24 protein-coding genes are annotated in these 19,232 nt (G+C 67.9%); 3 read left to right on the top strand and 21 right to left on the bottom strand.

Annotation, left to right across the window (positions count from 1 at the left end):
- Positions 1–35 precede the first annotated feature (35 nt).
- Entirely contained in the window at positions 36–1,235 is a 1,200-nt protein-coding gene (locus MRBLWH11_RS10065) for a pyridoxal phosphate-dependent aminotransferase (RefSeq protein WP_116635707.1), read from the top strand.
- Between the two features lie 43 nt (positions 1,236–1,278).
- Here MRBLWH11_RS10065 and MRBLWH11_RS10060 read toward each other — a convergent pair whose 3' ends face one another.
- Genes MRBLWH11_RS10060 through MRBLWH11_RS10025 form a run of 8 tightly spaced genes read right to left on the bottom strand, consistent with a single transcriptional unit; the run spans position 1,279 to position 7,695 of the window.
- Complete coding sequence (locus MRBLWH11_RS10060; RefSeq protein WP_341947772.1) at positions 1,279–1,680, bottom strand: VOC family protein; 402 nt, start codon at positions 1,678–1,680, stop codon at positions 1,279–1,281.
- A 22-nt stretch (positions 1,681–1,702) separates the two neighbouring features.
- Positions 1,703–2,833, bottom strand: coding sequence for a UDP-N-acetylmuramate dehydrogenase (locus MRBLWH11_RS10055; RefSeq protein ID WP_116635947.1), 1,131 nt, complete (start codon positions 2,831–2,833; stop codon positions 1,703–1,705).
- 14 nt (positions 2,834–2,847) lie between these two features.
- A complete protein-coding gene (locus MRBLWH11_RS10050; protein WP_341947770.1) occupies positions 2,848–3,246 on the bottom strand; it encodes a MaoC/PaaZ C-terminal domain-containing protein in 399 nt (132 codons plus the stop codon).
- Complete coding sequence (locus MRBLWH11_RS10045) at positions 3,246–3,719, bottom strand: MaoC family dehydratase N-terminal domain-containing protein (RefSeq protein WP_341947769.1); 474 nt, start codon at positions 3,717–3,719, stop codon at positions 3,246–3,248. The genes MRBLWH11_RS10050 and MRBLWH11_RS10045 overlap by 1 nt, the downstream gene beginning before the upstream one ends.
- A 26-nt stretch (positions 3,720–3,745) precedes the next feature.
- Positions 3,746–4,543, bottom strand: a complete 798-nt coding sequence (locus MRBLWH11_RS10040) for a sulfite exporter TauE/SafE family protein (RefSeq protein WP_341947768.1) — start codon at positions 4,541–4,543, stop codon at positions 3,746–3,748.
- Between the two features lie 38 nt (positions 4,544–4,581).
- On the bottom strand, positions 4,582–6,129 hold the full coding sequence (locus tag MRBLWH11_RS10035; protein ID WP_341947767.1) for a tripartite tricarboxylate transporter permease: 1,548 nt from the start codon (positions 6,127–6,129) through the stop codon (positions 4,582–4,584).
- A complete protein-coding gene (locus MRBLWH11_RS10030) occupies positions 6,129–6,674 on the bottom strand; it encodes a tripartite tricarboxylate transporter TctB family protein (RefSeq protein WP_341947766.1) in 546 nt (181 codons plus the stop codon). The genes MRBLWH11_RS10035 and MRBLWH11_RS10030 overlap by 1 nt, the downstream gene beginning before the upstream one ends.
- Position 6,675: 1 nt before the next feature.
- Positions 6,676–7,695 (bottom strand): tripartite tricarboxylate transporter substrate binding protein, encoded by a 1,020-nt coding sequence (locus tag MRBLWH11_RS10025; RefSeq protein WP_341947765.1) that lies wholly within the window; start codon positions 7,693–7,695, stop codon positions 6,676–6,678.
- Positions 7,696–7,858: 163 nt separating this feature from the next.
- Here MRBLWH11_RS10025 and MRBLWH11_RS10020 point away from each other — a divergent pair, with 163 nt between their 5' ends.
- Both MRBLWH11_RS10020 and MRBLWH11_RS10015 read left to right on the top strand, forming a co-directional pair.
- Entirely contained in the window at positions 7,859–9,079 is a 1,221-nt protein-coding gene (locus tag MRBLWH11_RS10020; RefSeq protein ID WP_341947764.1) for a hypothetical protein, read from the top strand.
- A 104-nt stretch (positions 9,080–9,183) separates the two neighbouring features.
- Positions 9,184–10,758 carry an AMP-binding protein gene (locus MRBLWH11_RS10015; protein WP_341947763.1) on the top strand — a complete coding sequence of 525 codons (1,575 nt, stop codon included), beginning with the start codon at positions 9,184–9,186 and terminating at the stop codon, positions 10,756–10,758.
- Positions 10,759–10,833: 75 nt separating this feature from the next.
- Here the strand turns inward: MRBLWH11_RS10015 and rplQ are convergent, their stop codons facing one another.
- The 13 genes from rplQ to rpsE form a co-directional block, all read right to left on the bottom strand.
- Positions 10,834–11,385, bottom strand: a complete 552-nt coding sequence (rplQ, locus tag MRBLWH11_RS10010; RefSeq protein WP_116635697.1) for a 50S ribosomal protein L17 — start codon at positions 11,383–11,385, stop codon at positions 10,834–10,836.
- Positions 11,386–11,418: 33 nt separating this feature from the next.
- On the bottom strand, positions 11,419–12,408 hold the full coding sequence (locus MRBLWH11_RS10005; protein ID WP_116635696.1) for a DNA-directed RNA polymerase subunit alpha: 990 nt from the start codon (positions 12,406–12,408) through the stop codon (positions 11,419–11,421).
- Between the two features lie 153 nt (positions 12,409–12,561).
- Positions 12,562–12,960 carry a 30S ribosomal protein S11 gene (gene rpsK / locus MRBLWH11_RS10000; RefSeq protein ID WP_046013422.1) on the bottom strand — a complete coding sequence of 133 codons (399 nt, stop codon included), beginning with the start codon at positions 12,958–12,960 and terminating at the stop codon, positions 12,562–12,564.
- Positions 12,961–12,991: 31 nt separating this feature from the next.
- Entirely contained in the window at positions 12,992–13,366 is a 375-nt protein-coding gene (rpsM, locus tag MRBLWH11_RS09995) for a 30S ribosomal protein S13 (RefSeq protein ID WP_017201568.1), read from the bottom strand.
- 176 nt (positions 13,367–13,542) lie between these two features.
- On the bottom strand, positions 13,543–13,659 hold the full coding sequence (rpmJ, locus tag MRBLWH11_RS09990) for a 50S ribosomal protein L36 (RefSeq protein ID WP_005050492.1): 117 nt from the start codon (positions 13,657–13,659) through the stop codon (positions 13,543–13,545).
- 65 nt (positions 13,660–13,724) lie between these two features.
- Positions 13,725–13,946 (bottom strand): translation initiation factor IF-1, encoded by a 222-nt coding sequence (gene infA / locus MRBLWH11_RS09985; protein ID WP_017201569.1) that lies wholly within the window; start codon positions 13,944–13,946, stop codon positions 13,725–13,727.
- A 160-nt stretch (positions 13,947–14,106) separates the two neighbouring features.
- The gene (locus MRBLWH11_RS09980) at positions 14,107–14,769 is read right to left on the bottom strand and encodes a thioredoxin domain-containing protein (RefSeq protein ID WP_341947762.1); all 663 of its coding nucleotides are present in this window, start codon (positions 14,767–14,769) and stop codon (positions 14,107–14,109) included.
- Positions 14,769–15,620 (bottom strand): type I methionyl aminopeptidase, encoded by an 852-nt coding sequence (gene map, locus MRBLWH11_RS09975; protein ID WP_341947761.1) that lies wholly within the window; start codon positions 15,618–15,620, stop codon positions 14,769–14,771. Before map ends, MRBLWH11_RS09980 begins: the two co-directional genes overlap by 1 nt.
- Before the next feature lie 9 nt (positions 15,621–15,629).
- The gene (locus MRBLWH11_RS09970; RefSeq protein ID WP_341947760.1) at positions 15,630–16,226 is read right to left on the bottom strand and encodes an adenylate kinase; all 597 of its coding nucleotides are present in this window, start codon (positions 16,224–16,226) and stop codon (positions 15,630–15,632) included.
- A complete protein-coding gene (gene secY / locus MRBLWH11_RS09965) occupies positions 16,223–17,545 on the bottom strand; it encodes a preprotein translocase subunit SecY (protein WP_341947759.1) in 1,323 nt (440 codons plus the stop codon). Before secY ends, MRBLWH11_RS09970 begins: the two co-directional genes overlap by 4 nt.
- A gap of 153 nt (positions 17,546–17,698) precedes the next feature.
- Positions 17,699–18,361: a 50S ribosomal protein L15 gene (rplO, locus tag MRBLWH11_RS09960; protein ID WP_116635691.1), complete on the bottom strand. Its 663-nt coding sequence runs from the start codon at positions 18,359–18,361 to the stop codon at positions 17,699–17,701.
- Positions 18,361–18,546 carry a 50S ribosomal protein L30 gene (gene rpmD, locus MRBLWH11_RS09955; RefSeq protein WP_046013417.1) on the bottom strand — a complete coding sequence of 62 codons (186 nt, stop codon included), beginning with the start codon at positions 18,544–18,546 and terminating at the stop codon, positions 18,361–18,363. The genes rplO and rpmD overlap by 1 nt, the downstream gene beginning before the upstream one ends.
- Positions 18,546–19,223, bottom strand: coding sequence for a 30S ribosomal protein S5 (gene rpsE / locus MRBLWH11_RS09950; RefSeq protein ID WP_279303210.1), 678 nt, complete (start codon positions 19,221–19,223; stop codon positions 18,546–18,548). Before rpsE ends, rpmD begins: the two co-directional genes overlap by 1 nt.
- Between the last annotated feature and the right edge of the window lie 9 nt (positions 19,224–19,232).

Below are 19,232 nucleotides of genomic sequence, written 5' to 3'. Positions count from 1 at the left end.
GGCATCCGGCGTGCCCACCCGAGTACGCTCTTAACGTGACCGAACGCGCTCCTCTCTCCCGCAAGCTGTCCGCCATCGCCGAGTCGGCGACCCTGAAGGTCGACGCGAAGGCGAAGGCCCTCAAGGCCGAAGGCAAGGACGTCATCTCCTACGCCGCCGGCGAGCCCGATTTCGCGACGCCGCAGTTCATCGTGGATGCCGCAGCCGAAGCCCTGGCCGACCCGGCGAACTACCGGTACACCCCGGCGGCCGGACTTCCCGCGCTGCGTGAGGCGATCGCCGCGAAGACCCTCCGCGACTCCGGTCTCGAGGTCTCCCCCAGCCAGGTCATCGTGACCAACGGCGGCAAGCAGTCGGTCTACCAGGCGTTCCAGACCGTCGTGAACCCCGGCGACGAGGTGCTGCTCCCCGCGCCGTACTGGACCACGTACCCCGAGGCGATCCGTCTCGCCGACGGCACCCCCGTCGAGGTCTTCGCCGGAGCCGACCAGGACTACAAGGTCACCGTCGAGCAGCTCGAGGCCGCCCGCACCGAGCGCACCACGGTGCTCGTGTTCGTCTCGCCGTCGAACCCGACGGGCTCGGTGTACACCGCCGAGGAGACCCGCGCCATCGGCGAGTGGGCTCTCGAGCACGGCATCTGGGTCATCACCGACGAGATCTACCAGAACCTCACCTACGAGGGCGTGACGGCGACGTCGATCGTCGCGGCCGTGCCCGAGGTCGCGGGCCAGACCATCCTCGTGAACGGCGTCGCGAAGACGTACGCCATGACCGGCTGGCGCGTCGGCTGGATGGTGGGCCCCGCCGACGCCATCAAGATCGCCGGCAACCTGCAGTCGCACCTCTCGAGCAACGTGAACAACGTGGCCCAGAAGGCCGCGATCGCCGCACTCAACGGCCCGCAGACCGAGGCAGAGCAGATGCGCGAGGCGTTCGACCGGCGTCGGAAGCTCATCGTCTCCGAGCTCTCCAAGATCGAGGGGCTCGTGGTGCCGAACCCGCTCGGCGCGTTCTACGTCTACCCCGACGTGCAGGGCCTGCTCGGCCGCACCTGGGGCGGGGTCACGCCGACCACCTCGCTGGAGCTGGCCGACCTGATCCTCGAACAGGCCGAGGTCGCCGTGGTCCCGGGTGAGGCCTTCGGCCCGAGCGGATACCTGCGCCTTTCGTACGCCCTCGGCGACGACCAGCTGCTCGCGGGTGTACAGCGCCTGCAGCGCCTGTTCGCCTGACCGGCCTCTGTTCTCCTGACCGGCCCGGCCTGCCGACCGCCGGTCAGGATTCGGGCTGGTACCCGATGAGCCAGCGGATGCCGTAGCGGTCGACCAGCGTGCCGTCCCAGTCGCCCCACGGGCGACGCTGGAGCGGGTCGATGACCCTGCCGCCCACCGAGAGGTCGGCGAACCAGCCGGTCAGCGTCGATGCGTCCGCGGTGCCGAGCAGGGAGAAGAACATCCCTCCCATCTGCACGGCGTCGGCATCGATGCCGGCATCCGCGCCCGAGAGATCCACGACGCCCTCGAGCATCGCGTGCGCGATCGCGTCCGACGGGCCGTCGTGCCGATCGAACTGCGCGTAGTCGAACAACCGCAGCTCGCCGCCGAACACCGACTGGTAGAACCGCATCGCCTCCGCGGCGTTGCCGGGGAACAACAGGTACGGGGTCAGTCCGCTCATGCGGCCGAGTGTAGCGCGCGGGCTACAGCTCGACGCCGACGAGCACCGGCTCCGGCTGCAGCACGAGTCCGAACTCGGCGTGCACCCTGCTCTGGATGAACCGCGCCAGCTCCGCGACTTCGCCCGCCGTCGCGCCACCGCGATTCGTCAGAGCCAGCGCGTGCTTGGTGGAGACAGACGCCCGCGAACGGGGCAGCTTGAAGCCCTTGCGGATGCCGGCCTGCTCGATGAGCCAGGCGGCGCTGACCTTGACGTCGGGCGCCTCGGTCTTCGCCTGCGGCACGAGGCCGTCGTACGAGGCGAGCGGGATCACGGTCACCGTGTCGAGGTCGGGGGCCACGGGCCAGCGCGGGCACTCGGGCGGAAGGCCCCGCGCCACGGACTCCGGCACGATGGCGTTCTGGAAGAACGAGCCGACGCCATGGGTGTCGGGGTCCGCGTCGTCGAGCAGCATCCCCTTGGACGCGCGCGTGGCGAGGATGCGCTCGCGCACCCAGCCCAGCGGCACGGGGGCGTCGTCCTGGAGTGCGAGCGCGCGGCGCAGCTGCTCGCCGCGCACGATGCGCTCTCCGGCGACGAGAAGGTCGACGGTCACCGAGAGGATGACGGCGCGGCGCAGGGGCTCACCGCCGTAGTGGTGCTTCAGGACAGAGGTGCGGAACCCGAGACCGAGCTCGGATGCCGGTACGGTCGAGATCTCGCCGGTGGCCTCGTCGATGAGTTCGACCTCGACGAGCGTCTCCTGGATCTCCTGACCGTAGGCGCCGATGTTCTGCACCGGCGCGGCTCCGACTGTTCCGGGGATGCCGCTCATGGCCTCGAGCCCCGCGTAGCCGCGCTCGACCGCGTAGGCGACGAAGGCGTCCCACCCGTGGCCGGCCTGCGCCCGAAGGCGGATGCGACCGGCGTGCGGGGAGGGCAGTTCCTCGATGCCCTCGGTGCGCACCCGGATCACGGTGCCCTCGAAGGGCTCGTCTCCGACGAAGAGGTTGGAGCCGCCGCCGAGCACGAACCACGGATCGCGGCCTGACCAGGTGTCGCGCAGCACGTCGACCAGCTCGGCGGTCGTCGAGGCCTCGCGCATCCGCTCGGGGGCAGCGCCGGTGCGCAGCGTCGTCAGCTGCGCGAGCGGGATCGACTCGATGTCGTGCACCTCGGGCGCCCCCATCAGACGGCGACGCGCAGCTGCGCTTTGACCAGCACGGTGACCTCGTCGAAGGTGACCTTCAGGTCGATGCGCGCGGAGGTCTCGTCGACGGCGCCGACGGTCGCGACGACGTGCAGGTCGGCACCGGTCTGCGGGTCGACCACGACGGGCTTGGTGAAGCGCACGCCGTAGTCGAGGACCTTCGCCCCGGGCTCGAGCGCGGCGACCACCACCGACGAGGCGATGCCCATCGTGAGCATGCCGTGCGCGAGCACTCCGGGGAGGCCGACGGCTGCCGCGACGTCATCGCGGTAGTGGATGGGGTTGAAGTCTCCGGATGCTCCGGCGTAGCGCACGAGCGACTCGCGGGTCAGGTGCACGGTGCGCTCGGCGATCACGTCTCCGACGGTGTAGCCCATCAGGCGACCTCTCCCTCGTCTGCACCGTCTTCATCCGCGCCGACCAGCAGCACGCTGGTGGCGGTCACGACATGTGCGCCCGTCGCATCCGTGATCTCCGCCTCGCTGGTGATCATCGCGTTGCCGCCCATCATGCGGATGCCCGTGACACGGAGCTGTCCGGTGAGCTCGTCGCCCGCCACGATCGGACGGGTGTAGCCGAACCGCTGCTCCGCATGGATCGTGCGGGCGAGGACGATCCCGGAGTCCTCCAGGGCGAGGAGCTGCTGGAGCGTGTGGTCCTGGATCACCATCGCGAAGGTGGGCGGTGCCACGACGTCGGCGAAGCCCAGCGCACGAGCGGCCTCGACGTCGGTGTGCTGCGGGGCGTCGGCGAAGACCGCGCGGGCGAACTCGCGCACCTTCTCGCGTCCGACGAGGTACGGGGCGGTCGGCGGGAACTCCCGGCCGACAAGATCTTGGTTCACTGCCACCCCTCGATCCTACCGAGCCGCGGCAGTCAGTCCTTCTTGCGCCCGCGGATCGCCTTCATCGCCATCTGCACCGCGATCACGACGAGGTATGCCGCGAACAGGATGTTGCCGGCGAACGGATCGATCAGCGTCGCGAGCCAGGCGCCCAGCGCCGTCGTCGTGCAGGCCGAGAATCCGACGACGGCAGCCGCCACGAGATCGACGTTGCGATTGCGGATGTTGCCGATCGTGCCGGAGATGGCGGTCGGGATCATCATGAGCAGCGAGGTGCCCTTGGCCACGAGATCGCTCGTGCCGAAGGCGAGCATCAGGACCGGAACGACGATCACGCCGCCACCGACGCCGATCAGACCCGCCAGGATGCCGGTGACGACTCCGACGGCGACGAGTGCGAGACCGTTGAGCAGTTGCAGATCGAACGTGGCCTCGCGGGACGGGATCACCAGGAACAGGCTCACGATCACGACCACGAGGAAGCCGACGAAGAACCATCGCAGCGTCGTCTGCGAGATCTTCGGCAGCAGGCGGGTGCCGATCTGTGCACCCACGACTGAGCCTGCCGCGAGGATGAGGGCCGGTATCCAGGCGACCGAGCCGTGGATCGCGTACGACACCACTCCGACGGCGGCGGTCGGCACGATCGCCGCGAGCGATGTGCCGGCCCCGAGCCGCTGGTTGAAGTGCAGGAACAGGACGAGCAGCGGGACGATGACGGTGCCGCCGCCGACGCCGAAGAGTCCGGAGAGGAGCCCGGCGAGCAGGCCGATGCCGATGAACGCGGCGTAGGCGCGAGGCCCTCGGTTCCGGGTCTCTGCATCGCTCACCGGATCAGCCTACTCGCGCCGTCGCCCTGCTCCTGCCGTCACACCTCCGCATCGGCCTTGATCGGCACCGAGATCGACTCGGTCAGCGCCTGCTCGTACCGGCGCTGGCGCCGCCGCAGCCACAGCCCGCCGGCGACGAGGAGCGCCAGCACGATGTAGGCCGTCGCGGCGAACGGCTGAACGAAGAGCGTGGACAGGTCGCCCTGGCTCAACTGCAGCGCCTTGCGGAGATACTCCTCCCCCATCGGCCCCAGGATCATGCCGACCACGAGCGGAGCCACCGGATAGCCGTACCGTCGCATGAAGTAGCCGAGGACTCCGATGATCGCCAGGATCAGGATGTCGACGACCGCGAAGTTCAGCGCGTACGCGCCGAAGGCGGCGAACAGCAGGATGCCCGCATACAGATACGGCCTGGGGATCTGCAGAAGCTTCACCCACATGCCGACGAGCGGCAGGTTGAGGATGATGAGGATGACGTTGCCGACGTACAGGCTCGCCACCAGCGCCCAGACGAGTGCCGGCTGGTTCTGGAACAGCTGCGGCCCCGGCTGCAGTCCGTACGCCTGGAAGGCGACGAGGATGATCGCCGCGGTCGCGGTCGTGGGCAGCCCCAGCGTGAGCAGGGGGACGAGCACCCCGGCCGCCGCCGCGTTGTTCGCGGACTCGGGTCCGGCGACCCCCTCGATGGCTCCGCGACCGAACTCGCTCTTGTGCCGCGAGAGCTTGCGCTCGGTGGCGTACGACAGGAACGTCGCGACGTCCGCCCCGCCCGCGGGGATCGTGCCGATCGGGAAGCCGATGGCCGTGCCGCGCAGCCAGGGCTTCCACGAACGCTTCCAGTCGCTCTTGGTCATCCAGTTGCGCCACCCGCGGGTGACCGGGATCACATCGATGCCGCCGTGGCGCAGGCGAGCGGCGATGTACAGCGTCTCGCCCACGGCGAAGAGCCCGACCGCGACGAGCACGATGTCGATCCCGTCCGACAGCGGCAGCAGTCCCAGTGTGTAGCGCTGCTGGGCCGTGAGGGTGTCGGTGCCGACCAGGCCGAGGAACAGGCCCACCCCGAGCGACATCATCCCGCGCGGGACGGAGCTGCCGATCAGGGCCCCGACCGTGATGAACGCGATCACGATGAGCGCGACGTAGTCGGCCGGGCCGAGGTTGACGGCGAACTGCGCCAGCACGGGTGCGAGCAGAGTGAGACCGACGGTGGCGATGGTGCCGGCGACGAACGAGCCGATCGCGGCGGTGGCGAGGGCGGCGGCCCCGCGCCCCAGCTTCGCCATCCTGTTGCCTTCGATGGCCGTGACTATCGATGCCGATTCACCCGGCGTGTTCAGCAGGATGCTGGTGGTGGAGCCGCCGTACATGCCGCCGTAGTAGATGCCGGCGAAGGTGATCAGTGCCGCGGTGGGGTCGAGCGTGTAGGTGAGCGGCAGCAGGAGCGCGACGGTCATCGCCGGCCCGATGCCGGGGAGCACGCCGACCGCCGTTCCCACCAGCACTCCGAAGAAGGCGAACACGAGGTACTGCGGCTGCAGCGCCGTCGCGAAGCCGTCGAGAAGCAGGGCCCAGCTGTCCATCAGAACACCTCCCCGAGCCATCCGAGAGCCGGTCCCCAGGGCAGCGACAGCCCCATCAGGCCCCCGAAGACGACCTGGATCACCAGACTGACGCCGAGCCCGATGACGAAGGCCGCCCACCAGCGCGTGGCACCGAGCGACCACGCGACCACGCCGAAGAGCACGGTGGCCGCCGGCGCCCAGCCGATGACGTCGATCAGCAGCAGATGGGCGACCACGGCTCCGACGATCTTCGCGATCGTGAGCCAATCGGTCTTGGCGTCGGGGTCGATGTCCTCGCCCTCCTCGACCTCCGCGCGCTTTCCGCGCAGCACGGTGACGAGGACGGCCACGGCCGAGCCCAGCAGGATGATCGAGACGAAGATCGGGAAGATCGTCGGCCCGGCTTCCACCCCGACCGGGACGTGGATCGTGAAGACACCCACCAGCGCGAAGACGCCGAGGGCCAGCATGAGGAGAGCGAAGACGAGTTCTCCGAGGGGAACCCGCGGGGCGGGCCGAGTCGCCTCGGCCCGCCCGCTCACCCCGAGGATCGGGGTCTCCATGTCAGATCAATCCGATGTTCTCGAGCGTGCCGGTCACATCGGTGATGTTCTTCTTGAGGAAGCTGTCGAACTCGTCGCCGGTCAGGAAGGCATCCGCCCAGCCCTTGGTCTCGAGCTCGTCCTTCCAGGCGCCGGAGTCGTGCATCTCGGTGACGATCCGCTCCAGCTCGGCGCGCTCCGCGTCGGAGATGCCTCCGGGAGCGATCACACCGCGCCAGTTGGTGAGCTCGACGTCGAACCCCTCGTCGGTGATGGTCGGCACGTCCGGAAGAGACGCGACCGGCTCGGCGCCCGAGACCGCCAGCGCCCGCATCGAGCCGTCCTCGATGTACTGGAGGAACTCACCGACACCGGAGATGCCTGCGGCGACCTTGTCGCCCACGAGGAGCGAGACGGCCTCGCCACCCCCGGAGTTCGGTGTGTAGTTGAGCTTCTCGGGGATCTCGTCCGCGTCGAGTCCGGCGGCTTCGAGGAGGAGGCCGGCGAGGATGTGATCGGCACCACCCGCTGAACCGCCGGTCACCGTCACCTCCTGGCCGTTCTCGACGATGTCGTCGACGAGATCCTCGAGGGTGTCGTATTTCGAGCTCTCCGGCACCACGATGACGAGCGACTCATCGGTGAGCCGGGCGATCGGGGTGGTGTCCTCGAGTCGCACCGTCGAGGCGTTCGTCTCGATCGCGCCGACCATCACGAGGCCCATGACCATGAGGGTCGCGGGGTCCTTCTCGTTCGCGAGCTGGGCGAGCCCGACGGTACCGCCCGCCCCTCCGACGTTCGAGACAGGGGCGGATCCGACGATCTCGTCGGCGGCCAGAACCTGCGACATCGCGCGGCCGGTCTGATCCCAGCCGCCACCGGGGTCGGCCGGGACGATGATCTTGACATCCTCGATGGCCGCGGCGTCGTCGCCTCCCCCGCCTCCGCTGCCCGACCCCGTGCTTCCCCCGGCGCATGCCGTCAATGCCAATGCGGCGGCCGCGAAGGCGGCTGTGGCCGCCACCAGACGTGTGTGCTTCATGTGCGCTCCTCCTTGAGCGTCGGTGTTGCTGTCGGTTCACTCTGGAGGGACGGGTGCGGGTGTTCAAGCTTCGGAAACCATTGGTCGGAGTTCTGAAACTATTGTTCGCGAACGCTGTTGGAGACCCCTCGCCGTCCGTCACGCGAGCGACGAGAATGATCGGGTGGCCTCGAAGATGACGCTCCGAGTGCAGCTCCTCGTCCTGCAGGCGCTGATCGTGTTCCTCGTGACGCTTGCGACCGGCATCGTCGCCGGCGCTCTGCAGGAGCAGGCACTGCGCGAGTCGTACAAGGACCGCATGCAGGCCGTCGCCCAGTCGATCGCGTCGCTCCCCACCGTCCGCGAGGCCTTCGACGATGCAGACCCGTCGTCGACCATCCAGCCGATCGCCGAGGTGATCCGTGAGGCGTCGGACCTCGCATACGTGGTGGTGGCGAACGCCGACGGCATCCGCTATTCCCACCCGAATCCCTATCGGATCGGCGAGAAGGTCTCGACGGATCCGTCCATCCCGCTCGCGGGGGAGATCTACGTCGGCACCCAGACCGGCACGCTCGGAACGTCCTGGCGCGTGAAGGTGCCGGTCTTCGCGGATGACGGGGCGGTCATCGGCACGGCATCGGTCGGGATTCTCGAGTCGGAGCTGAACGACGAGTTCATGCGGAACCTCGCCTGGCTGATCTCGGCGATGCTCGCCGCCGCCGTCCTCGGTGTGTTCGGCTCGGCGTGGGTGACCTCGGTGATCCGTCGTCGCATCTACCTGCTCGAACCGGATCAGATCGCGGCCCTCGTGAAGAATCAGGAGACCACGCTGCACGGTCTGAGCGAGGGTGTGATCACGGTGAACGCAGCCGGTCGGATCACGCTCGTGAACGATGCCGCCGCCCGCTTCCTCGACAAGGATGCCGCGGAACTCGACGGCGCGGATGCCGCATCCGTGCTCGGTGAAGACCTCCACACGGCCCTCCGCGAAGGTGAGGACGCCGGGCGGCCGGTGATCGTCGGACCGCACGTGCTCGTCGCTCGCAGCACAGGGAGCAGGCACGACGGCGTCGACGTCGAGGCCACTCTCCTGCTGCGCGATCACACCGAGCTGCATGACGTGGTCCGGCGGGTGGAGGCCGCGGATGCCATCATCGCGTTCCGCCAGCGGTTCGGGCTGCCGAAGGGGCTCAGTGCGGAGACCCTCGATCGCGTCGCCACCGCGCTCGTCACCCGCCCCGACGCGTCGGCGACCGAGATCGGCGCCGACGTGCAGATCTCGCGGGTGAGCGCCCGGCGATACCTCGAGCACCTGGCGAGTTCGGGCCGGGCGATCCGTACCCTCGACTATTCGACGAAGGGCCGCCCGAGCACGCGCTACCGGGCCAACGACACCGTCTGAGTTTCCGCCTTCGCAGCGCCGCACGCTGGTACGCAGTGCCGTGGTATGCGACACTGACTCTCAGCGCGCGCCGCCGCCGCCCCGCCCGGATCGAAGGAGATCTCATGGTTCGCAGCACCTACCCCGATGTGGAGATCCCGGCGGTCTCCGTGTACGACTATCTGTTCGGCGATCTCGACGAGAGCCGGCTCGACGCGACCGCGCTGATCGACGGGACGAGCGGCGCCGAGACCACCTATCGGCAGCTGATCACCCAGATCGATCTCTTCGCCGGCGCCCTCGCGGCACGGAACGTCGGCGTCGGCACCCGCGTCGGTATGCTCTGCCCGAACGTGCCCGCATTCGCGACCGTCTTCCACGGCATCCTCCGCGCGGGGGCGACCGCGACGACGATCAACTCGCTGTACACCCCGGACGAGATCGCGAACCAGCTCACCGACGCCGAGGCGGAGTGGCTCATCACCGTGTCGCCGCTGCTCGCCGGCGCGGAAGCCGCGGCCGCGAAGGTCGGCATCGACGCCGACCACCTCATCGTGCTCGACGGCGCCGACGGGCATCCGTCCCTCGCAGCCCTCCTGGGTGAGGGGCACACGGCACCGGACGTCGCCTTCGACCCGGCGGAGCACCTCGCCGTGCTCCCCTACTCATCAGGGACGACGGGTCGTCCCAAAGGCGTCATGCTCACGCACCGGAACCTCGTCGCGAACGTCAGCCAATGCCGCTCGACGATCTCGCTGGCCGACGACGACCGCGTCCTCGCGGTCCTCCCCTTTTTTCACATCTACGGCATGACGGTGCTGCTCAACTTCGCGCTGCGCCAGAGAGCCGCCCTCGTGACGATGCCGCGTTTCGACCTCACCGACTTCCTGCGCGTGGTCGCCGAGCACCGCACCAGCTGGGTGTTCATCGCCCCGCCGATCGCGGTGGCACTGGCCAAGCATCCGCTGGTCGACGAGTACGACCTGTCGTCCATCAAGGTGATCTTCTCCGGCGCCGCTCCCCTCGACGGGGCGCTCGCCTCGGCGGTGGCGACGCGGCTCGGGTGCACGGTGTGCCAGGGGTACGGCATGACGGAGACCAGCCCCGTGACCCACGCGATCCCCGCCGGGAGCCACGACATCGACCGCTCCTCGGTCGGGCTGCTGCTCAGCGGCACCGAGGCCCGGCTGCTCGATCCCGAATCGGGAGCCGATGTCGCCGTGCCCTCGGACGGCGTGAGCGAACCCGGCGAACTGCTGATCCGCGGTCCGCAGGTGATGAAGGGCTATCTCAACCGGCCGGATGCCACGGCGGAGATGCTCGACGCCGACGGCTGGCTGCACACGGGAGACGTCGCGACAGTCACCCACGACGGCATCTTCCGGATCGTTGACCGCCTCAAGGAGCTGATCAAATACAAGGGCTATCAGGTCGCCCCCGCTGTGCTGGAGGCCGTGCTGCTCGAGCATCCGGCGATCGCGGACGCCGCCGTCATCGGCGCCCAGGACGATGACGGCCAGGAGGTGCCGAAGGCTTTCGTCGTGCGGCAGGCGGATGCCGACCTCGACGCGGATGCCGTCATGGCGCATGTCGCCGCGCACGTCGCCCCGCACGAGAAGGTGCGTCAGGTGGAGTTCATCGACGCCATCCCGAAGTCCGCATCCGGCAAGATCCTCCGCAAGGATCTGCGCGCGCGCTGACGCTCCACCCCCGCCCGCAGCAACGACGAAGCCCGCCACCCCGGAAGGGGCGGCGGGCTTCGTCGTGAGAGGTGCTTACTTCTCGACAGCGTCCTCGGCGGCAGCCTCGGCTGCTTCGCCCTCGGCCTGCGACTCGGCACCGGCGTCAGCGGCCGGCGTCTCCTCGGCGGGGGTCTCCTCGGCGGGAGCCTCCTCGGCGACCTCGGCGGGCTTCTCCGCCTTCGGAGCGGCAGCGGCCGTCTTCTTGGCCGACTTCGGCTTCGGGTTGACGGGCTCGAGGACGAGCTCGATCACAGCCATCGGAGCGTTGTCGCCCTTGCGGTTGCCGACCTTCGTGATGCGGGTGTAGCCACCCTCACGGTCGGCGACCAGCGGCGCGATCTCGGCGAAGAGCGTGTGCACGACGCTCTTGTCGCCGATGACCGACAGCACGCGACGACGCGCGTGCAGGTCGCCGCGCTTCGCGAACGTGATCAGACGCTCGGCGAGCGGACGAAGGCGCTTGGCCTTGGTCTCGGTCGTCTTGATCGACTTGTGGGTGAACAGAGCCGCCGCGAGGTTGGCAAGCAGCAGGCGCTCGTGTGCGGGGCCGCCTCCGAGGCGGGGACCCTTAGTGGGCTTGGGCATAATCGTCTAACTCCTGGTCAGAAAGGTCGGGTATCAGAAGGACTCGTCTTCGCTGCCGCCGTAGAAGTGGGCACCGTCGAAACCGGGCACCGAATCCTTGAGCGACAGACCGAGCGAGATGAGCTTGTCGCGCACCTCGTCGACCGACTTCTGGCCGAAATTGCGGATGTTCATGAGCTGCGTCTCCGAGAGGGCGACGAGCTCCGAAACAGTGTTGATGCCCTCACGCTTCAGGCAGTTGTACGAGCGGACCGACAGGTCGAGGTCCTCGATCGGCATCGACAGCTCGCTGGAGTTCACAGCCTCCACCGGCGCCGGGCCGATCTCGATGCCCTCGGCCTCGACGTTCAGCTCGCGAGCGAGACCGAACAGCTCGGTGAGCGTCTTCGCAGCCGAAGCGACGGCGTCGCGGGGGCTGATCGACGACTTGGTCTCGACGTCCAGGACGAGCTTGTCGAAGTCGGTGCGCTCACCGGCACGAGTCGCCTCGACGCGGTAGCTGACCTTGAGGACCGGCGAGTAGATCGAGTCGATCGGGATCTGACCGGCCTCGGCGTACTCGTTGCGGTTCTGCGTCGCCGAGACGTAGCCGCGGCCGCGCTCGATCGTGAGCTCGAGCTCGAACTTCGCGGTCTCGTTGAGAGTCGCGATGACGAGCTCGGGGTTCTGGACCTCGACACCGGCCGGAGCCGAGATGTCAGCGGCGGTCACTTCGCCCGCACCGGTCTTGCGCAGGTAGGCGGTGATGGGCTCGTCGCGCTCCGAGGAGACGACGAGCTGCTTGATGTTGAGGATGATCTCGGTGACATCCTCCTTCACGCCGGGGATGGTGCTGAACTCGTGCAGCACGCCGTCGAGACGAACGCTGGTGACAGCGGCGCCGGGGATCGACGACAGCAGGCTGCGACGCAGCGCGTTGCCGATCGTGTATCCGAAGCCGGGCTCCAGAGGCTCGATGATGAACCGGCTACGGTTCTCGACGATCTTTTCCTCGGTCAGTGTGGGACGCTGTGCAATGAGCACTCTGTGTTCCTTTCGATCACATGCCCGCTATATGACATGTGGTGTGGTGAGGTCTTCAATTGTGGAAGTCGATGCCCGCACGCGGGCGTCGAGTCGCCCGACCCGACATGGCTCCGTGAGCCTGTCGCAGGGCGGGCGACTCGACAAGCGTTGTCAGACGCGGCGACGCTTCGGCGGGCGGCAACCGTTGTGCGCCTGCGGGGTGACGTCCGAGATCGAGCCGACCTCGAGGCCGGCGGCCTGGAGCGAGCGGATCGCGGTCTCGCGGCCGGAGCCCGGACCCTTCACGAAGACGTCGACCTTCTTGACGCCGTGCTCCTGCGCCTGACGCGCAGCGGACTCGGCGGCGAGACCTGCCGCGTACGGGGTCGACTTGCGGGAGCCCTTGAAGCCCACGCCACCCGACGAAGCCCAGCTGATGACAGCGCCGGACGGGTCGGTGATCGAGACGATCGTGTTGTTGAACGTCGACTTGATGTGGGCCTGGCCCAGCGCGATGTTCTTCTTTTCCTTGCGGCGCGGCTTGCGCGCGGCGGCCTTGGGTGCAGCCATGAAAGTGTTCTCCTAGTCCCTGGGGCCCCGCTTAGCGGGCCTTCTTCTTGCCTGCGACGGTGCGCTTCGGGCCCTTGCGGGTACGGGCGTTGGTCTTGGTGCGCTGACCACGGACCGGGAGACCACGACGGTGGCGGATGCCCTCGTAGGAGCCGATCTCGACCTTGCGGCGGATGTCTGCGGCGACCTCGCGGCGCAGGTCACCCTCCACCTTGTAGTTGCCTTCGATGTGGTCGCGGAGGGCGATCAGCTGGTCGTCGCTGAGGTCCTTCACGCGGATGCTCTCATCGATGTCCGTCGCCTTGAGGATCTCGACCGAGCGGGTACGGCCGACGCCGTAGATGTAGGTAAGGGCGATCACCACGCGCTTGTCGCGCGGGATGTCAACGCCGGCAAGACGTGCCATGCGGTTCTCCTGGATGTAGTGGAGGTATGGAACAGGATCGGTGCCCGGGCCTCCGCCCCGAGGTGTCAGCCTCGACAGTTCCGCCGGTCACCCGGTCGCTGAGCCTGTCGAAGCGTCTGATCCTGCCGTTTCGTATTGAGTTGTGAGATGTGCGCGAGCGAGCCGCGCAGCGCAGGTCAGCCCTGGCGCTGCTTGTGACGCGGGTTGCTCTTGCAGATCACCATGACGCGGCCGTGACGACGGATCACCTTGCAGTGATCGCAGATCGGCTTGACGCTGGGGTTGACCTTCATGATGTTTCCTTATCGCTGTCTTCGTACCGCCCCGTGACCGAGGCAGGCCGTTACTTCTCGACCGATCAGCGGTAGCGGTAGACGATACGTCCGCGGGTCAGGTCGTAGGGGCTGAGCTCCACGACCACGCGGTCCTCGGGGATGATGCGGATGTAGTTCTGCCGCATCTTTCCGGAGATCGTTGCCAGGACCTTGTGTCCGTTGCTGAGCTCAACGCGGAACATCGCGTTGGGCAGAGCCTCGGAGATCACGCCCTCGATCTCGATGACACCGTCTTTCTTAGCCATAGCCTCGCTGACGCTTCTGCAGACCGGTCGATCTGCGGTGGGTGGGTGGTGTGCGGTGCCGCACCGATCGGACACGCCGAATCAAGGCACAAGGCACCAAAGATCTATGTTATCCGACCCCGGAGCATCCGGCAACTCGACCGGATGCGCGGGTGGAGGATCAACCGAGGAGCTTCTCCATCTCGGTGATCTCGCCGGCCTGAAGGTCGAGACGCTTGCCGTTGACCTCGATGGTCGGCGTGCCCGCGATCTCCTGAGCCTTGGTCTGGTCCAGGACGAAGTCCATGTAGGTGCCGTCGGCGATGCAGTCCGCCGCCGCGCCGGCGCCCGCCTGCTCGGCGAAGGCGGCGAGCTCCTCATCGCTGAGGCCGGCCGTGTTCTCCTCCGGCTGGTTGGCGAAGAGGAGGTTGAAGTAGTCGAGCGCGGCCTCCGGGGCCTTCTCGGCGACGCAGTACATCGCGCCGGCGGCCCGGGTGGAGAACTGCGTGTTCTGCGAGAAGCGGTCGAGGATCGAGACCGGGTGGATGTTCAGCGTGATCTTGCCGTCGGCCGCGGCGGCCTGCAGCTTCTCGCCGTACTGGTCCTCGAAGGTGCCGCAGATCGGGCACATGAAGTCGACGAATGTGTCGACCTCGTCCTCGCCGTCGCCGAACGAGATGGCACCGGTCTCCTCGTTGATGATGTCGCTCTTCGGAGCGACGCCGGGAGCCGTGGCCTGGTTGTTGAGGAACACCACGAGACCACCGAGCACGACCAGCACCACGACCACGGCGATGGAGACGCCGATCGCGAACCAGTTCGTGTTGCTCTTCGCCGCTGCCATTACTTTCCGATCTCTCGAGGCTCGACCCCGAACGGGGCGAGTCCGGCCTTTCCGCCATCGGGCGCGGTCAGCACCCAGATACCCCCATCATGCAGGGCCACGCTATGTTCCCAATGTGAGCCGTCTGTGCCGTCAACGGTCGTGACGGTCCAGTCATCGTCTTCGATGTAGGTCGCCTCACCTCCTGCGGTCACCATCGGCTCGATCGCGAGGACGAGTCCCGGCCTGACGTCCGCGCCGCGCTCGGGCGTGCGGTAGTTGAAGACGCTCGGCGCCTCGTGCATCTTGCGCCCGATGCCATGGCCGACGTACTCGCGGAGGATGCCGTAGGGCTCCCCCGACACCGCCGACGGCCCCTGGGCCTCGATGTACTCCTGGATGGCCGCACCGATCTCGTCGATCGAGTCCACCGCTGCCATCGCGGCGATCCCCGCCCACATCGAGCCCTCCGTGACGCGCGAGAGCTCCTCGCGCTGCGCCACCAGCTCCGGGCGCTCGGGATCCGGGACGACGACCGTGATCGCGCTGTCGCCGTTCCAGCCGTGGAACTGTGCGCCGCAGTCCACCGAGACGATGTCTCCGGGGCGCAGCACGCGGTCGCCAGGGATGCCGTGCACGACCTGCTCGTTCACGGACACGCACACGGTGTGGTGGTACCCGCGCACGAGCTGGAAGTTCGACTCGGCTCCACGATCGAGGATCGTGCGGTTCGCCGCGGCATCCAGCTCCAGGGTGGTGACACCGGCCCTGATCAGCGGACGCACGGCATCGAGAGCCGCCGCCGTGATGAGTCCAGGCTCGACCATGGCTCGAAGCTGAGCCGGGGTCTTGTAGATCGACCGGCGGAACATCGCGAGGCCTCAGGCCGCGAGGCGCAGGCCGCGAGCGGCCAATGCGGCGGAGATGCGCTCGGTGATCTCGTCGAGCGACCCGACCCCGTCGATCCGGTCGACGATGCCCTTGGCACCGTAGACCTCGATGATCGGAGCCGTCTCGTGCTCGTAGATGTCCAGACGGTGCGCGATGGCCGCGTCCGTGTCGTCCGAACGCCCCTGCTCGGCGGCGCGCAGACCCAGGCGAGCGATGCTCTCCTCGCGCGGCACCTGGAGCAGGATGACGGCATCGAGCGCTTCGCCGCGTCCTGCGAGGAACTCCTCGAGGTGCGCGACCTGGGCCACGTTGCGGGGGTATCCGTCGAGGAGGAAGCCGTTCGCGGCATCCTCCTGCGACAGACGGTCGCGCACGATCTCGCTCGTCAGCTCGTCCGGAACGAGGTCGCCCTTGTCGAGGATCGCCGTGACCTGCTGGCCGAGGGGCGTCCCCTCCTTGATGTTCGCCCGGAAGATGTCACCGGTCGACACGACCGGGATGCCGTAGGACTCGGCGATGCGCACGCCCTGCGTGCCCTTTCCGGAGCCCTGCGGGCCGACGATGAGAAGACGTGCGGATGCTGTCATCGGAGAAGCCCTTCGTAGTGACGCTGCTGCAGCTGTGCATCGATCTGCTTCACCGTCTCGAGGCCGACGCCGACGATGATGAGGATCGAGGCGCCACCGAACGGGAAGTTCTGGTTGGCGCCGACAGTGGCCAGGGCGATCAGCGGGATGAGCGCGATCAGGCCGAGGTACAGCGAGCCGGGGAGCGTGATGCGGGTGAGGACGTAGTCGAGGTACTCGGCCGTCGGACGACCGGCACGGATGCCGGGGATGAACCCGCCGTACTTCTTCATGTTGTCGGCGACCTCGACAGGGTTGAACGTGATCGCGACGTAGAAGTAGGTGAACCCGATGATCAGCAGGAAGTACGCCGCCATGTAGACCGGGTGGTTGCCCGTGGTGAAGTTCGCGCTGATCCAGGTGACCCAGGCCGCCGGCACGGAGCCGTCCTGCGGGGTGTTGAACTGCGCGATGAGCGCCGGGATGTACAGCAGCGACGAGGCGAAGATCACGGGGATCACACCCGCCATGTTCACCTTGATCGGGATGTAGGTGTTCGTGCCGCCGTAGGTGCGGCGGCCCACCATGCGCTTGGCGTACTGCACGGGGATCCGTCGCTGCGACTGCTCGACGAAGACGACGAGACCCATCACGACGATTCCGACCAGGAGCACGAGCAGGAACACCTCGAAGCCCTTGGTCTGCCAGATGAGGCCCATGGCGCCGGGGAACGTCGCGGCGATCGAGGTGAAGATCAGCAGGGACATGCCGTTGCCGATGCCGCGCTCGGTGACGAGCTCGGCGAACCACATGATGAGTCCGGTGCCGGCGGTCATCGCCATGATGATGAGCAGCTGCGCCCACCACACGTCGTTGGTCAGGAGCTGCTGGCAGGCGGCGAGGTCGGTCGTGCCGAAGAGCTGGCCGCTGCGGGCGACGGTGACGAGCGTGGTCGACTGGAGCAGCGCGAGCGCAATGGTGAGGTAGCGCGTGTACTGGGTCAGCTTGGCCTGGCCGGCCTGACCCTCCTTGTGCAGCGCCTCGAAGTGCGGGATGACCACGCGGAGGAGCTGCGTGATGATCGTCGCGGTGATGTACGGCATCACGCCCAGCGCGAAGATCGACAGCTGGAGGAGCGCGCCGCCCGAGAAGAGGTTGACGAGTCCGAGCAGTCCGTCGGTGCCGGAGTTGGCCGCGAGACACTCCTCCACGTTCGGGAAGTTCACGAACGGTGCGGGGACGTTGGAGCCGAGTCGGTAGATCGCGACGATGGCGAGAGTGAAACCGATCTTCCGACGCAGGTCGGGCGTGCGGAAGATCCGCGCGATGGCGCTGAACAAGAACGTTCCTCCTGAAAAGTTGCCGATTCCCGAAGGACGGCTGAAAGACCAGGGTAACCCATCCGGGAACCCCGGACTGCGTGGGCCGAACCTGACCCGCGTGGTGTAACCACAAGAGGGGCCGGAGAATCTCCGGCCCCTCTTGTGCGGTGGTTACTTGACGGAACCGCCCGCAGCCACGATCTTCTGCTCGGCGGAACCCGAGACCTTGTCGACCGCGACGGTGAGCTTCACGGCGATGTCGCCGTTTCCGAGAACCTTGACCTTCTCGTTCTTGCGAACGGCGCCCTTGGCGACCAGGTCGGTGACGGTGACGTCGCCGCCCTTCGGGTACAGCTCCGCGAGCTTCTCCAGGTTCACGACCTGGTACTCGACGCGGAACGGGTTCTTGAACCCGCGCAGCTTCGGGGTGCGCATGTGCAGAGGCATCTGCCCACCCTCGAAGCCGACGCGAACGGTGTTGCGAGCCTTGGTGCCCTTGGTGCCGCGACCGGCGGTCTTGCCCTTGGAGCCCTCACCGCGACCCACACGGGTCTTCGCGGTGTTGGATCCGGGGACCGGACGCAGGTGGTGCACCTTCAGCACGCCCGGGCGGGATGCCGGAGCATCCTTCTTGGGCGCAGCCTTCTTGGCGGCGGGCTTCTTGGCGGGAGCGTCGGCCTTGGCGTCGGCGGCGGCGGACGTGGCCGGCGCCTTCTTCGCAGCGGGCTTCTTCTCTGCCGTCTTCGCAGCCGGCTTCTTCTCGGCGGCAGCCTTGGGAGCGGCAGCCTTCTTCGGGGCCTTCTCGGCCTCGACGGCGTCGTTCTTCTCAGCCATTAGTCGATCTCCTCAACCTTGACGAGGTGGGCGACGGTCTTGACGTAGCCGCGCGTCTGCGCGTCGTCGGGGCGCACGGTGCTGTCACCGATGCGCTTCAGACCGAGGCTGCGCAGCGTGTCACGCTGGTTCTGCTTCTCGCTCACCTTGGACTTGACCTGCGTGACCTTGAGGCGCGAAGCCATCAGGCACCTACCTTCTGTGCGGCGATGGCGTCAGCCTCCGCACGGACGAGACGCGCCGGAGCAACCTGGTCGAACTCGAGGCCACGGCGTGCGGCGACCGCACGAGGCTCCTCGAGCTGCTTCAGGGCAGCGACGGTCGCGTGCACGATGTTGATCGTGTTCGACGAGCCGAGCGACTTCGACAGCACGTCGTGGATACCGGCGCACTCGAGCACGGCGCGGACCGGACCACCGGCGATGACACCGGTACCGGCAGCGGCCGGACGAAGCAGGACCACACCGGCGGCCGCCTCACCCTGCACCGGGTGCGGGATCGTGCTGCCGACGCGCGGAACGCGGAAGAAGTTGCGCTTGGCCTCTTCGACACCCTTCGAGATCGCCAGGGGGACCTCACGGGCCTTGCCGTAGCCGACGCCGACCAGACCGTTGCCGTCACCGACGACCACGAGGGCGGTGAAGCTGAAGCGACGACCACCCTTCACGACCTTCGAGACGCGGTTGATGGTGACGACGCGCTCCAGGAACTGGTTGTCACCACGGTCGCGCGAGTTGCGGTCGCGGCCACCCTGGTTGCGGTCACCACGGCCGCCGCGGCGGCCGTCGCGCTGATCGCGAGCCGGCTCAGCCTGCGTGGTGCCGGCAGCCGTCTCGGAAGTGGCAGCAGCCGCTTCGGTCACTTCGTTCTC

It is taken from the genome of Microbacterium sp. LWH11-1.2, assembly GCF_038397745.1.
Lineage (GTDB): Bacteria > Actinomycetota > Actinomycetes > Actinomycetales > Microbacteriaceae > Microbacterium.
The sequence above is the reverse complement of the archived record's forward strand: the minus strand, read 5'-3'. Positions and strand labels throughout refer to the sequence as shown.

Bases quoted from the DNA above. Each gene is read 5' to 3' on its own strand.
- MRBLWH11_RS10060 (WP_341947772.1), bottom strand. From the start codon at position 1,680: ATGAGCGGACTGACCCCGTACCTGTTGTTCCCCGGCAACGCCGCGGAG.
- MRBLWH11_RS10050 (WP_341947770.1), bottom strand. From the start codon at position 3,246: ATGGGCTACACCGTCGGAGACGTGATCGCCGAGCGCACCGTGCACCTG.
- MRBLWH11_RS10035 (WP_341947767.1), bottom strand. From the start codon at position 6,129: ATGGACAGCTGGGCCCTGCTTCTCGACGGCTTCGCGACGGCGCTGCAG.
- MRBLWH11_RS10030 (WP_341947766.1), bottom strand. From the start codon at position 6,674: ATGGAGACCCCGATCCTCGGGGTGAGCGGGCGGGCCGAGGCGACTCGG.
- MRBLWH11_RS10025 (WP_341947765.1), bottom strand. From the start codon at position 7,695: ATGAAGCACACACGTCTGGTGGCGGCCACAGCCGCCTTCGCGGCCGCC.
- MRBLWH11_RS10015 (WP_341947763.1), top strand. From the start codon at position 9,184: ATGGTTCGCAGCACCTACCCCGATGTGGAGATCCCGGCGGTCTCCGTG.
- rplQ (WP_116635697.1), bottom strand. From the start codon at position 11,385: ATGCCCAAGCCCACTAAGGGTCCCCGCCTCGGAGGCGGCCCCGCACAC.
- rpsK (WP_046013422.1), bottom strand. From the start codon at position 12,960: ATGGCTGCACCCAAGGCCGCCGCGCGCAAGCCGCGCCGCAAGGAAAAG.
- rpsM (WP_017201568.1), bottom strand. From the start codon at position 13,366: ATGGCACGTCTTGCCGGCGTTGACATCCCGCGCGACAAGCGCGTGGTG.
- rpmJ (WP_005050492.1), bottom strand. From the start codon at position 13,659: ATGAAGGTCAACCCCAGCGTCAAGCCGATCTGCGATCACTGCAAGGTG.
- infA (WP_017201569.1), bottom strand. From the start codon at position 13,946: ATGGCTAAGAAAGACGGTGTCATCGAGATCGAGGGCGTGATCTCCGAG.
- MRBLWH11_RS09980 (WP_341947762.1), bottom strand. From the start codon at position 14,769: ATGGCAGCGGCGAAGAGCAACACGAACTGGTTCGCGATCGGCGTCTCC.
- map (WP_341947761.1), bottom strand. From the start codon at position 15,620: ATGTTCCGCCGGTCGATCTACAAGACCCCGGCTCAGCTTCGAGCCATG.
- MRBLWH11_RS09970 (WP_341947760.1), bottom strand. From the start codon at position 16,226: ATGACAGCATCCGCACGTCTTCTCATCGTCGGCCCGCAGGGCTCCGGA.
- rplO (WP_116635691.1), bottom strand. From the start codon at position 18,361: ATGGCTGAGAAGAACGACGCCGTCGAGGCCGAGAAGGCCCCGAAGAAG.
- rpmD (WP_046013417.1), bottom strand. From the start codon at position 18,546: ATGGCTTCGCGCCTCAAGGTCACGCAGGTCAAGTCCAAGGTGAGCGAG.